Below are 12,835 nucleotides of genomic sequence, written 5' to 3'. Positions count from 1 at the left end.
GGGGCATCTCCCTGCCGGAAAGCCTGCCGCCATGACCCGTCCGCCCCTGCTGATCGAAAGCCCGCAGAACCCGCAGTTCAAGCTGTGGGAATCGGCGCTGGAAAGCCGGGGGCTGAAGAAGAACGGCAAGTTCCTGCTGGCCGGCCTGAAGACCGTTCCGGAAGCGCTGCGCCAGCATCCGGAGCGGTTCGAGCGGCTGCTGTTCACCGACCCGGCGCAAATCGTCGGCTGGCGCCTGCCGCCGGGGGTGGAGCCGGTGCAGCTGGCGCCTGCCCTGTTCCGGATGCTGGACGTGTCGGGCACCGGCTTTCCGCTGCTGGTCGGCGCCGTGCCGAAGATGCCGGCCATCGATTTGTCGCAGCCGCCGCAGGGGCTGGAGCTGCTGTGCGCGCTGGGCGATCCCAGCAACCTCGGCGCCCTTCTGCGCAGTGCTGCGGCCTTCGGCGTGTCGCGGATCGTCCTGCTGGAAGGGGCGGCGCATCCCTTTCACCCCAAATGCCTGCGCGCGGCGTCGAACGCACAGTTCACGCTGACCCTGCTGCGCGGACCGCGCTGGACGGCGGTGAACGAGGCGGCGGGGCCGCTCTACGCCCTGGACGGCGGAGGAGAGGATCTGACCCGCTTCGATTGGCCCGCGGACATGCGGCTGATCCTGGGCGAGGAAGGCCAGGGCGTGCCGGCCGACTGCCCGGCGACGCGGCTCTCGGTGCCGACCACCGGGGCGGTGGAGTCGCTGAACGCCACCGTGGCGGTCAGCGTGGCCCTGTTCACACGGTATGCGGCGGTCAAGGGGTGACCGCCGCGGGGGCTGGGCGACGGCGATCAGGTGACGGACGCCCTACCCCATCACCGACGCCAGCACCTGCACCACCTGATCCGACCCATAGGGCTTCTTCAAGACCGGCACATCGGCGAACCGCTCCGGCACCGCGGCGCTCTCGCCATAGCCGGTCGCGAACACGAAGGGGATGCCCAGCTCCCGCAGCCGTTCGGCCACCGCAACCGACGTCTCGTTGCCCAGATTGATGTCCAGCACGCCGACCACCGGCGGATCCTCGTCGATCAGGCGCAGGGCGTGGCGAACGCCGGCGGCGGTGTTGACGCGGCTGGCGTTGAAGCTGAGCAGCACGTCCTCCGTCGCCATGGCGATGATCATGTTGTCCTCCAGCAGCAGCACCGGGCCGCCAATGGAGAAATCGGCAGCAGGAACCGGCAGGCTGCGCCGGCTGCCGGTGGGCAGGCTGTCGGCGATGGTGACGAACCGCGCCGGGATCATGAAGCGGGCGCGCAGACCGGACAGGGCGTAGGTCACCTCCGCCTCGCCCTGGAGATCGTGGGGAACCGACCGCTCGATCACCGTGGTGCCGAAGCCGGTGCGCGACGGCGCCCGCACCGGTGGGCCGCCATTCTCCTGCCAGTCGATCAGCAGCCGCCCGCCCTCGTCGACCGACCAGTCGGCCTCGACCCAGCCGCTGCTGTCGCTGAGCGCACCGTATTTGGCCGAATTGGTGGTCAGCTCATGCACCACCAGCGCGAAGACGGAGAAGGCCTGCGGCGCCAGCAGCACCTCCGGCCCGGTCAGCCGCACCCGCTCGCTCTTGGCCGACAGATAGGCGCCGATCTCCGCCACGACCAGGGCCCGCAGCGAGGCCGGCCCCCAATTGTCGGCGGTGATCTGGTCATGGGCGCGGGCCAGCGCCTCGATGCGGCCGGCGACGATGGCGGCGAACTGCTGCACCGTTTCCGCTCCGGACTCGCTCTGCCGCACCAGGGCGCGGACGAGGCTGAGGATGTTGCGGACGCGGTGGTTCAATTCGGCGATCAGCAGTTCCTGCCGCTCGGTCGCCTCCTTGCGGGTGCGCCCGGCGACATCGGCCAGCCGCAGCACCACCTCCAGCAGGGTCACCCGCAGGGATTCGGCATTGCGCTCGTCCAGTTCGGTCCAGGGCTTGGAGCGGCCATGCACCGTCTCCTTCCAGGCCTCGAAGCTCTTGCGCGGGGTCAGGCGCGGACCGTTGGGACCATACTGCGCCGGCTTGGTCGGGTCGCCGCCCCAGGTGACGGTGCGGACCAGTTCCTTGCGGAAGAAAACCAGATAATCGCGCGGCATCCGCGACACCGGGATCGCCAGCAGGCCGCAGGCCCGCTCGGTGAAGTCGCGGGCCGGCGGATGCACCGCCCCCAACTGATCGGTCAGGTAGATCTTGCTGGGCGGCGTCCGGTGCAGGAAGCGCATGACGCCCTGCGTCTCCTCCCGCGTCGGCGTCTCGCCTTCCATATGCAGCTGGCCGTCGATGCAGCAGGCGAAGCCGTCGCAGTCGATCAGAGCCCGCAGTTCCGTCGCGAAGGTGACCAGACTGTCCAGCGGCGATTCGCTGTCGGCCAGCATCGACATAATGCGGACATGGGCGCGGCGGGCCTGGGCCTCCTGCTGGCTTTCCTGCTCGCGCTCCCGCCCCTCCAGCAGCAGCGAGACCATCTGGCCGAACAACTCGGCGGTGGTCCGGCGCTCGAAGGAGAGCGAGCGGGCATGGCGGTGGTGACAGGCGAACAGTCCCCACAGCTTGCCGTGCCGCAGGATCGACACCGACAGCGAGGCGTTCACCCCCATGTTGCGCAGATACTCGACATGGATCAGCGAGACGCTGCGCAGCAGGCTGAGCGACAGGTCCAGCGGCTGGCCCATCGGATCCACCATCGGCACGATCGGCACCGGCGGCGCGTTCACGTCGGAAATGCAGCGCAGCCAGCTTCGCTCATACAGGCGCCGAGCCTGCTGCGGGATGTCGGAAGCCGGATAGCGCTGGCCGAGGAAGCTGCCGATGCCATGCACCGCCGATTCCGCGATCACCTCGCCCGCCCCATCGTCGGCGAAGCGGTAGACCATCACCCGGTCGAATCCGGTGAGCGCCCGCATCTGGCGCGCCGCCTCGCGGCAGAAGCCGTCGAAGCCGCGGGTGTTCTGGACCCGCGCGATCATCGAGCGCAGCAGCGATCCCGAATCCTGCGCCCCCTCGCCCTCGCTCGGCTCCGCCTCGATGACGATTGTGGAGCCGGACAGATGGACCGCCACGTCGCAGACCGGGGCGATGTCGGACAGATGGACGCTGAAGGCGCGCTCGACGCTGCCGTTGATGTGGGCGACCTGCAATCGGCCGCGGATGGTGTGCAACGCCTCGCCCGCGAGGAAGGTGGCCAGCGGATGCCCCAGCAGATCGTCGGGTTCCACCCCCAGCCAGCGCCCGATATTGGCAGAGACATGGACGACGATCCAATCGGCCGTGACGGCGATCAGGAAGCCGGTCGGTTGGATAAGGCCCAGCTGGTGGATGGGCTCCCGGTCGCAATCGGTGAGGTCGACAGACCCCATAGGAACCGGGCCGCTCATCGAACGAAGACTTCAGACAAACGCGACCTCTGGCGGAAGCTGGACCGGCGTCGTTTGTCACGCGCAGCCAAGGGAATTCATCAACATTTTAGGCAGGAGCCTGGAACGCTGCAACGCTCCAAAATGGCTATTCCTATGTTCTCGTCTAGGCCTGTTAACTTAACATAGGATAAGATTTAGAACGTGCTTGCGTATGATAATGACTATCAGGCCTTGGCTGCACCGGCAGCGCCTTCGCTCCTCCAGAACTTTTCCTCAACTGCAAATAAGTATCGTTGCTGAAGGTCGGTGGCAGCCACAAATTTCCGCAAGGCGCCCTTTCATCTTCGGCGGGCTGCCCGCAAGCCGCTCATGACGCAGGGTAACGGCCGTTCCATGACCACCAAGGCGCGCCATGACGATCCTTTTTCCAGCCGACGATTCCATTGCCTCGGACGAGCGCATCCGCATCCGCGAGGTCACGCTGCTGTCCGACGACTGGTATGTTCTGAAGAAGACCATTTTCGACTATCGGCGGAGTGACGGCAGTTGGCAGACACTAAGCCGGGAGACGTATGACCGTGGCAATGGGGCGGCCCTGCTGCTCTACGATCCGACCCGCGCCACCGTGCTGCTGACGCGGCAGTTCCGCTTCCCGGCTTATGTCAACGGCCATCCGGAACCGCTGCTGGAGGTCTGCGCCGGCCTGCTCGACGACCGCAGCCCGGAGGAGGCGATCCGGGCCGAGGCGGCCGAGGAACTAGGCGTGACAGTCCAGGCGCCGCGCCGGGTGTTCGACGCCTTCATGAGCCCCGGCTCGGTGACGGAGCGGCTGGCCTTCTTCGTCGCCGAGTACCGCGCCGCCGACCGCAGCGAGGGGGGCGGGCTCGCCGAGGAGGGCGAGGACATCGAGGTGGTCGAGTTGACCTTCGCCGATGCCCTTGCCATGGTCGGCAGCGGGGAGATCCTGGACGGCAAGACCATCATGCTGTTGCAGTATGCCGCCCTTCACGGCCTGCTGCCGCGGTGACGGCCTCCGCCCGCCCCGCCGGACCGGGCGATTCGGACGGGGACTGGATGATCGACGACGCGGATTTGGGCAGCGGGCATTTGGACTGGGAGGACATCCGCGCCTTCCTGGCCACGGCACGGTGCGGCAGCCTGACCGGCGCGGCCCAGCGGCTGCGATTGAGTCCGCCGACCCTGGGCCGCCGGCTGAAACGGCTGGAGGACGCGTTGGGCGGTTCGCTGTTCGACCGGCTGCCCAACCGGCTGGAACTGACGGCGCTCGGCCGCTCGGTGCTGGACAGCGCGGCGGTCATGGGCGATGCCGCCGCTGCTTTTGCCCGTAACGCCGACCGGCTGTCCGCGACGGCGCAGCCGGTGCGGGTGACGGCGACGACCTCCGTCTCCGCCTTCCTCACCCTGCATCTGGCCGACCTGCTGGCGGAGACCGGCGCCGACCTGACCATCCTCAGCACCCGCAGCGCCCTGAACCTGGCCCAGCGCGAGGCCGACATCGCGTTGCGCATGGACCGGGTGCCGGCCGAAGGCGATCTGGTCACCCGCCGGCTGGGAGGCTTCGGCTTCACCCTCTACGCGATGCGGGGGCTGCGCGACGACTGGTCCGGACGCTGGGACGGCGCGCCCGTGGTCGGGCTGCCGGAAACACGGCGGCGGCCATCGCAATCGGGATGGGTGGACGACACGGTCCGGGACCGCGGCGCCCGCATCGTCGCCCGGCTCAGCGAACTGCCGATGCGGCTCGACGCCGCCCGGCGCGGGATGGGGCTGACGCTGCTGCCCTGCGTGCTGGGCGATGCCGAGCCGGCGCTGGTCCGCGTCGTCGATCCACCGGCCGCCCTGCGTGAGGATGTCCATCTACTGGTCCACCGCGACCGGCGCGATGCGCCGGCGGTGGCCGCGGTGGTGGATGCTCTCGTCCGGCTGTTCCGCCGCCATGCCGAGGCGCTGGCGGCGGAATAGCATGTCTTTTCGGAGCATACGCTCCGAGGGATCAGCCGCGGCCGGCGATCAGGCTGTCGGCCGCCGCGCGGGCCTCGGCGGTGACGGTGGCGCCGGACAGCATGCGGGCGATCTCCTCGCGCCGCTCGTCGCCATCCAGTTCGGCGACGCCGGTGGTGACCTGCTCGCCCTTCTGCGACTTCTGCACCTTCAGATGGACCGCACCGCGCGCCGCGACCTGCGGGCTGTGGGTGACGACCAGCACCTGCAGGCCATGGCCCAGCGTTTCCAGCCGTTCGCCCACCGCGGCGGCGACGGCGCCGCCGATGCCGGTGTCGACCTCGTCGAACACCAGCGTGCCGACGGTTGAGGTCTGGGCCAGCACCACCTTCAGCGCCAGCATGAAGCGCGCCAGTTCACCGCCCGACGCGATCTTGTTCAGCGCGCCCGGCGGCGAGCCTGGGTTGGTCGCGACCTGGAAGGCGACGCGGTCGATGCCCGACGCGCTCCATTCCGACTCGTCCACCGGCTCGACCAGCGTGCGGAACTTCGCCTTCTCCATCTTCAGCGGCGCCAGTTCGCCGGCGACTGCCACGTCCAGCCGGCCGGCAGCCTCGCGGCGGGCGGCGCCCAGCGCTTCGGCGGCCTTGTGGAAGACGGCGCGGGCCTGTTCGGCTTCCTTCGCCAGCTTGGCCAGCAGGTCGCCCTGATCCTCGATCAGCAGCAGGCGGCCGGCCATTTCCTCGCGCAAGGCGGCAAGCGCATCGACATCGACGCCATGCTTGCGGGCAGCGGCGCGCAGCGCGAAGAGCCGCTCCTCCAGCTTTTCCAGCGCCCGCGGGTCCATGTCGACACTGCTGGAGACTGCCTGGAGGGCGGCAATCGCCTCCCCCGCCTCGGTCGCGGCCCGGTCAAGGGCGGCGATCACCGGATCCAGCGTGCCGCCGGCCCGGTCGGCGATGCGGCTGAGCGTGCGGATGGCCGAGGACAGGGCGCGCTCGACGCCGCGGTCGCCCGACAGTTCGGCATAGGCAGCGTTCATGCCGTCGACCAGCTTCTCACGATGCATCAGCACCGCGCGGGTCTCCGACAGTTCCTCCTCCTCGCCGGCCTTGGGGGCGAGGGCGTCCAGCTCGGCCACGGCGTGGCGGAGATATTCCTCTTCGGAGCGGGCGCGGGCGATGTCGGCGGCGGCGGAATGGCGCGCATCCTCCACCTGCCTCCAGGCACGGTGGGACGCGGCGACCTGCGCCGCCTGGGCCGACAGGCCGGCATAGGCATCGAGCACGCCGCGGTGGGTCTGCGGGTTCAACAGCCCGTGAGTGTCGAACTGTCCATGCACCTCGACCAGTTCGGCGCCCAGCGTCTTCAACAGGCCGACGCCGACCGGCTGGTCGTTCACCCAGGCGCGGCTGCGCCCATCGGTGTTGACGGTGCGGCGAATCACCAGCGCACCATCGCCGGAATCGGAGTCGAGACCCTGTTCCTTGAGGATGGCGAAGGCCGGGTGGTCGCCCGAAAGCTCGAACTCCGCGGTGACGGAGGCCTGATCGGCGCCGTGGCGCACCAGGCCTGAATCCGCGCGTGCACCGAGGGCCAGCCCTAGCGCGTCGAGCAGGATCGACTTGCCGGCGCCGGTCTCACCGGTCAGGGCGCACAGGCCCTTGCGGAAGGACAGGCTCAGTCGCTCGATCAGGACAACGTCCCGGATCGTCAGCGACACGAGCATGGAGCGTCCTAGAACAGGGAGTTCCAGGCTCGATTGAGCCACGACTTCTCGTTTCGCTCGGGACGCAGATTGGCGTCCACCAGCAGTGCGTAGCTGTCCGTGTACCATTCGCTGCCGGGGAAGTTGTGGCCGAGCACGGCCGCGGCGGCCTTCGCCTCGTCGGTCACGCCCAGCGCCAGATAACACTCCACCAGGCGGTGCAGCGCCTCAGGCACATGGGACGTGGTCTGATAGTTTTCAACGACGGCGCGGAACCGGTTGATCGCGGCGGTATACTGATGCTGACGCAGGTAGAAGCGCCCGACCTCCATCTCCTTGCCGGCAAGGTGATCGTTGGTCAGGTCGATCTTCAGCTTCGCGTCGCGGGCATATTTGCTGTCGGGGAAGCGGCGGACCACCTCCTGGAGGGCGTCGAGCGACCGGCGCGTCATCCGCTGGTCGCGGCGCACGTCGGTGATCTGCTCGTAATAGCACAGCGCCCGCATGTAATAGGCGTAATCGACATCCGGGCTGCCCGGATGAAGCTGGATGAAGCGGTCGAGCGCCAGGATGGCGTCATCGTACTTCAGATCCTGGTATTGGGCATAGGCGGCAAGAAGCTGCGCCTTGCTGGCCGCATCCGCATAGGGATGCTGGCGCTCCACCTCGTCGTAGAGCTTTGCGGCCTTCTTGTAGGATTCCTCGCGCATCGCCGCGTCGGCTTCCGACATGAGCTGGTCGGCCGGACGCTCGACATATGCGTCCTCCTTGGTGGAGGAGCAGGCGGAGAGGGCGGCGGACAGGAGAATGGCCGTCAGCGGCAGGCGGTACGGGCGAGGAAGCATCGTCGTCTTGGGCGCTTTCGAAGTTGCCCCTGTATAGCACGCCGGGGTAAGGGCGCCGCAAGCGGTAACGCGGGGGTGGGCGATATGCCCCTCCCCGCCCGCGGCGGAATTTGGATCGGAAGCGCCTTAGCCGAACAGCGCGTCGATGTCGGCCTGGCTGATGTTGCCGCTGTCGGGCGTGGCCTCGGCCGGACCGTGCAGGTCCAGGTTCTCGTCCTTCTTGGTGACGGACGGCGGCAGCGGCATCGCCTCGAACTCGCGCCTGTTCCACAGGCCCATCATCGCGTCGACCCGCTCCTCGATGAAGGACATGGCGCGGACGACCTTGGTGATGCGCTGGCCGGTCAAATCCTGGAAGTTGCAGGCCTCATAGATGCGGACGATCACATCGACCATGTCGTTGACCCGGTCGTTGTGATAGCCCTCCGGCAGCGACGACTTCAGTTCCGACACCACCTCTTCAAGCTCTTCGGCACAGGCCATGATGGTGTTGGTCGCGGCCTCCGTCGCGGAAACGACGGCACTCAGCTCCTGGCTGGCCTGCTGGAACTTGTCGTCGCCGGCCAGCGGATGGCGGATGGCGGCCATTTCCACCTTGGTCGCCTTGATCCGGCCGGAGATGTCGGCGATCTCCACCTGGATCTGATCGATCTGCGCCGCATCCATGGTCAGGAACCGGTCGAGCTTGGCGCCGAGATCGCCGATGGCGCGCAGCACCTCGGTGTTGTCGGCCTGAACCACCTGCGTCGGCGCCGGAAGCGCCGCCGCGGCGGCGCCATCTTCGATCAGCGCCTGGAACGGGTGCCCGGATTTGCGGGCTTTCTGAAGCTCGGCCATGAAGGGCTTGGTCATCTGCTTCATCCTCGGTCCCGCCTCTCGGAAACGGCCGCCTTGTGGCCTGTGGTGGTGGATGTCTGGTCGCGCGTCGGTTCTGCGTTCTGATCGGCTGACCCGTGCCCCATCCGGCCATCGGCGGGCTGGGGCGGTCAATCCGGGAAACCCATGAGGTTCTGTCGGCACAGGTTGTCGGTTCGGAGTCCGCCGGCCGAGGGCCGGCCTTACCCGAACAGAGCGTCGATGGCCGCCTGATCCAGCGGAGGCGGCGGTTCCGCCGCTGCGGGCGGCGGAGGCGGCGGAGCGGGCTTGGCGGCGGCCTTTGCCTTCGGTGCGGCACCCTGCGGCTTCGGAACCGGCTTCTTCGCGGGGGCGGGCGCATCGAACATGCTGTCGATGTCGGACTGGCTCGCCACCGCGGGGGCGGCTGCCGGTGCCGGGGCATCGAACATGCTGTCGATATCCGCCTGGCTGGCCTTGACCGGAGCGGCCACGGGGGCCGCAGCGGGCATTGGCGCGTCGAACATGCTGTCGATGTCGGCCTGGCTCGACTGTACCGGCGCCGGCATAGGAGGCGGCGGCGGAGCGGCAGGGGCGGCGGGGGCCGGACTGTCGAACATGCTGTCGACATCGGCCTGGCTGACGCCATGGCCATCCAGCTGCGGACCGTTCAGCAGATGGGCATCCGGACGGGTGTCCGTCTGCTCTTCCTTGACCATGATGCCGGCCAGCCCGTCCTCACCCCAGATGCTGATCATGGCCATGACGCGCTGTTCTATGTAGCGGAGCGCGTTGACGACCTTGCTGGTGCGCTGGCCGGTCAGATCCTGGAACGAACAGGCGGTGAAGATGTCGTTCACCTGGGTGTCGATGTCGCTGCAGATCGCCGGATCGGCGCCGCCGGCCCGCAGCTTCCCCGACAGGTCCATCAACCGCTCGGCGGCGTTCAGGATTTCGAAGGACGCGCGTTCGGTGGAGATGACGATGGCGTCCAGCTCGTTGGTCGCCGACAAAATCTTGTCGCCCGACCCGTCGGGGGGACGCAGCGCCGCCACTTCCCGCCTCGCCTGCTCGATCGAGGCGGCCATTTCCATCAGCTCGCGGCGCAGAACGCCGACATGCTTGCCGGCCTCCACCGCTTCGTTCTGCCGACCCCAGGAGTCGCGGAACTCCTGAAGCATGGCGCGCACTTCCTCCGTCGCGGCCCCGAGGGACCGCCGGTGGAGCCGCCGCAGGAATGCCCTGCCCTTCGCCGATCGGGCAATGGCGTCCTCGATCTGCTCGAACTCTTCATCGGACAGCTGCGGAAGCTGCTCCAAACCGGTCCACTCCCCAAACTGGATCAGCCGGCCGCCCCGCTGACCCGGGCGGCCGAACCGGGCGCCGGACGGCGGGTGCCGTCCTTGCTACTCCCACATCGCAAACCCGAAGATCAGCCGCCGATAACGGCCTGGATCTTCTGCTTCAGCGTGTCGGCGTTGAAGGGCTTGACGATGTAGTTGTTCACGCCGGCCTGCTTGGCGGCGATGACGTTCTCGGTCTTGCTCTCGGCGGTGACCATGATGAAGGGCGTCGCCGCCAGCTTCGCATCCGCGCGGATTTCCTTCAGGAGCTGCAAGCCGGTCATCGGCTCCATGTTCCAGTCGGAGATGATGAGGCCGAACTTGCTCTCACGCAGCTTCGCCAGCGCCGACACGCCGTCGCCGGCCTCGTCGATGTCGGTGTAGCCGATCTGGGTCAACAGGTTCCGCACGATGCGCCGCATGGTGGCGTAATCATCGACGACGAGGATCTTCATCTAGACGTCTCCGCAATAATCCGTTGCCGGTGTCTGACCGGCCGTTACGCCCACCCGGCGCGGGGGCTGCGCCGTAATCCGGGAAGTGATGCCGACTGTAGTGCCCTAACTGCCGCCAAAAGTCATCCCCTTGGGTCACACTGAAGCAGCTGGGTAAAGAACGTGTTACCACGGGCGGCAACATCTTGCGGAATCAGGGGCGCCCCCAGCCTCCGGCCGACAATTGCTACAGCCGCCCGCTCCGCTCACAGGGGTGCGGTCGCCTGCTCCAGCCAGCGGCGGGCCGCATCGTCGAGCAGCGGCGACAGCGACTCGCGCACCCTTGCATGATAAGCGTCGACCCAGGCGGCCTCCGCGTCGCTCAGCAGCGCCCGCTCGATCAGCGCGCGGTCGATCGGCACCAGGGTCAGCGGTTCGAACTCCAGCATCGGGCGCTCGGCCCCGGCCAGCTCACCCGCCAGTTCCTCAACCGGCTGGACGACGATCAGATTCTCGATGCGGATGCCATAGGCGCCGGTCTTGTAATAGCCGGGCTCGTTGGACAGGATCATGCCCGGCTGCAAAGCGACGGTGTTGCCGACCTTCGACACCCGCTGCGGCCCCTCATGCACCGACAGGAAGCTGCCGACGCCGTGGCCGGTGCCGTGGTCATAGTCCAGCCCCGCCTGCCACAGCGGCAGACGCGCCAGCACGTCCAGCTGCGAGCCGGTGGTGCCGCGCGGGAAACGCGCGGTGGACAGAGCGATGTGGCCCTTCAGAACGCGGGTGAAGCGGTCACGCATCTCCGCCGCCATCGCCGGGTCGGGCTCGCCGACCGCCAGCGTGCGGGTGACGTCGGTGGTGCCGTCCAGATACTGGGCGCCGCTGTCCAGCAGGAACAGGCTGCCCGGCTCCAGCCGGCGGTCGGTCTCCGGCGTCACCCGGTAATGGACGATGGCGCCGTTCGGCCCGGCCCCGGCGATGGTGTCGAAGCTGACGCCGCGGAAGCGTTCGTTCTCCCGCCGGCAGGCCAGCAGCCGCTCCACCACCGCCAGCTCGGTCAGGGTGCCGGTCGGCGCCGCTTCGGAGAACCAGTGCAGGAAGCGGACGAGGGCGGCGCCGTCGCGGACATGGGCGGCACGGGTGCCGGCCAGCTCCGCCGCGTTCTTGCAGGCCTTGGGCAGGGCACAGGGATCGCCGTCGCGCTCCACCCTGGCGCCGGCCAGATGCAACCGGTCGACGATCCAGGCCGAGGTGCAGGTCGGATCGGCCAGCACGCGGGCGGAACCGCGGGCGACGGCATCGAGCGCGGCACCGAACTCCTCGACCGGCCGCACCCGCACCCGATTGCCCAGATGGGCACGGGTCTGCGGCGCCAGCTTGCGCGGGTCGAGGAACAGCTCCACCGACGCATCGGCGGACAGGATGGCGAAGGACAGCGGCAGCGGCGTGCAGGGCACATCGGCGCCGCGGATGTTCAGCAGCCAGGCGATGCTGTCCGGCTGGGTCAGCACCGCGGCGGCGATGCCCTTCTGCCCCAGCTCGTCGGCCAGCCGCGCCCGCTTGTCAGCGGAACTTTCACCGGCGAAGGCCTCGTCCTGCGGCACGACCGGGGTGAGCGGCGCCGGCGGCTGGCCCTGCCACACCGAATCGAGCGGGTTGTCCTCGCACGCCACCAGCAGGATGCCGGCGCGCTCCAGGGCGGCGCGGGTCTTCTCCACCCAGCCGATGGTGTGCAACCAGGGATCGAAGCCGAAGCGTCCGCCTTCGGGCAGCGCCGCGACGATCCAGTCGGCCAGAGGGTCCTCGATCAGATGCCTGTACTCGTACAGGTCGGCCGGCACCTCGCTGCGGACCTGGAGGGTGTAGCGGCCATCGACGAAGATCGCGGCATGGTCGGTTGTCACCACCGCATTGCCGGCCGAGCCGGTGAAGCCGGTCAGCCAGCCCAGCCGCTGGGCGCGCGGCGGCACATATTCGCCCTGATGCTCGTCCCCGCGCGGCACGATGAAGCCGTCGAGGTCACGGCGCTTCAGCGCGGCGCGCAGATCGTCCAGCCGCTGCGCCGGACCGGGATTGGCCGTCGGCGCCTCGGCGGCGAGCTGCGCTTTCAGCGCGTGGAGCTGGTCGGCCAGGGCCGGCGGGAGGTTTTCGCCAACCAGGACGGTCCAGGCGGCGGGCTCCTCCCCCTCCGGCGCCGCCAGCACGCCGGCCAGCAGTGCGCGGACATCGGCGGGAGACCGGCCGGTCCCGGCCTCGGTCAGCAGGGTCGCAAGGGCGTCGTCGCCACGATAGGCAGCGGAGGGAATCGCGCTGGGCACGGAACCTGTTCCTCGGAA

At 68.6% G+C, this 12,835-nt stretch carries 10 protein-coding genes; 3 read left to right on the top strand and 7 right to left on the bottom strand.

The window, feature by feature from the left end; genetic code table 11:
• The first annotated feature begins 31 nt into the window (after positions 1–31).
• Positions 32–796, top strand: coding sequence for an RNA methyltransferase (locus tag ABNQ40_RS21330; RefSeq protein WP_109050308.1), 765 nt, complete (start codon positions 32–34; stop codon positions 794–796).
• A gap of 42 nt (positions 797–838) precedes the next feature.
• Here ABNQ40_RS21330 and ABNQ40_RS21325 read toward each other — a convergent pair whose 3' ends face one another.
• Entirely contained in the window at positions 839–3,388 is a 2,550-nt protein-coding gene (locus tag ABNQ40_RS21325; protein ID WP_109050309.1) for an HWE histidine kinase domain-containing protein, read from the bottom strand.
• Positions 3,389–3,782: 394 nt separating this feature from the next.
• On the opposite strand from ABNQ40_RS21325, the gene ABNQ40_RS21320 reads away from it, so the two are divergent.
• Together ABNQ40_RS21320 and ABNQ40_RS21315 are read left to right on the top strand one after the other, a co-directional pair.
• Positions 3,783–4,397, top strand: a complete 615-nt coding sequence (locus ABNQ40_RS21320) for an NUDIX domain-containing protein (protein ID WP_109050310.1) — start codon at positions 3,783–3,785, stop codon at positions 4,395–4,397.
• A 47-nt stretch (positions 4,398–4,444) separates the two neighbouring features.
• Positions 4,445–5,353, top strand: coding sequence for a LysR family transcriptional regulator (locus ABNQ40_RS21315; protein WP_109050311.1), 909 nt, complete (start codon positions 4,445–4,447; stop codon positions 5,351–5,353).
• A 31-nt stretch (positions 5,354–5,384) separates the two neighbouring features.
• Here the strand turns inward: ABNQ40_RS21315 and recN are convergent, their stop codons facing one another.
• The 6 genes from recN to ABNQ40_RS21285 form a co-directional block, all read right to left on the bottom strand.
• Positions 5,385–7,061 (bottom strand): DNA repair protein RecN, encoded by a 1,677-nt coding sequence (gene recN / locus ABNQ40_RS21310; RefSeq protein ID WP_109050312.1) that lies wholly within the window; start codon positions 7,059–7,061, stop codon positions 5,385–5,387.
• 8 nt (positions 7,062–7,069) lie between these two features.
• Positions 7,070–7,885 carry an outer membrane protein assembly factor BamD gene (locus ABNQ40_RS21305; protein ID WP_109050313.1) on the bottom strand — a complete coding sequence of 272 codons (816 nt, stop codon included), beginning with the start codon at positions 7,883–7,885 and terminating at the stop codon, positions 7,070–7,072.
• 126 nt (positions 7,886–8,011) lie between these two features.
• The gene (locus ABNQ40_RS21300; protein WP_246307267.1) at positions 8,012–8,737 is read right to left on the bottom strand and encodes a protein phosphatase CheZ; all 726 of its coding nucleotides are present in this window, start codon (positions 8,735–8,737) and stop codon (positions 8,012–8,014) included.
• Positions 8,738–8,943: 206 nt separating this feature from the next.
• On the bottom strand, positions 8,944–10,038 hold the full coding sequence (locus tag ABNQ40_RS21295; protein WP_109050315.1) for a protein phosphatase CheZ: 1,095 nt from the start codon (positions 10,036–10,038) through the stop codon (positions 8,944–8,946).
• A 113-nt stretch (positions 10,039–10,151) separates the two neighbouring features.
• Positions 10,152–10,517: a chemotaxis response regulator CheY gene (locus ABNQ40_RS21290; RefSeq protein WP_012974572.1), complete on the bottom strand. Its 366-nt coding sequence runs from the start codon at positions 10,515–10,517 to the stop codon at positions 10,152–10,154.
• Between the two features lie 245 nt (positions 10,518–10,762).
• The gene (locus ABNQ40_RS21285; RefSeq protein WP_109050316.1) at positions 10,763–12,817 is read right to left on the bottom strand and encodes an aminopeptidase P family protein; all 2,055 of its coding nucleotides are present in this window, start codon (positions 12,815–12,817) and stop codon (positions 10,763–10,765) included.
• Between the last annotated feature and the right edge of the window lie 18 nt (positions 12,818–12,835).

This window comes from Azospirillum sp. A23 (assembly GCF_042938965.1).
In the GTDB taxonomy this organism is placed as follows: domain Bacteria; phylum Pseudomonadota; class Alphaproteobacteria; order Azospirillales; family Azospirillaceae; genus Azospirillum; species Azospirillum melinis.
This window is presented reverse-complemented; position numbering and strand designations above follow the sequence as displayed.

Coding starts and splice junctions, on each gene's coding strand:
- ABNQ40_RS21330 (WP_109050308.1), top strand. CDS start 32: ATGACCCGTCCGCCCCTGCTGATCGAAAGCCCGCAGAACCCGCAGTTC.
- ABNQ40_RS21325 (WP_109050309.1), bottom strand. CDS start 3,388: ATGAGCGGCCCGGTTCCTATGGGGTCTGTCGACCTCACCGATTGCGAC.
- ABNQ40_RS21320 (WP_109050310.1), top strand. CDS start 3,783: ATGACGATCCTTTTTCCAGCCGACGATTCCATTGCCTCGGACGAGCGC.
- ABNQ40_RS21315 (WP_109050311.1), top strand. CDS start 4,445: ATGATCGACGACGCGGATTTGGGCAGCGGGCATTTGGACTGGGAGGAC.
- recN (WP_109050312.1), bottom strand. CDS start 7,061: ATGCTCGTGTCGCTGACGATCCGGGACGTTGTCCTGATCGAGCGACTG.
- ABNQ40_RS21305 (WP_109050313.1), bottom strand. CDS start 7,885: ATGCTTCCTCGCCCGTACCGCCTGCCGCTGACGGCCATTCTCCTGTCC.
- ABNQ40_RS21300 (WP_246307267.1), bottom strand. CDS start 8,737: ATGACCAAGCCCTTCATGGCCGAGCTTCAGAAAGCCCGCAAATCCGGG.
- ABNQ40_RS21290 (WP_012974572.1), bottom strand. CDS start 10,517: ATGAAGATCCTCGTCGTCGATGATTACGCCACCATGCGGCGCATCGTG.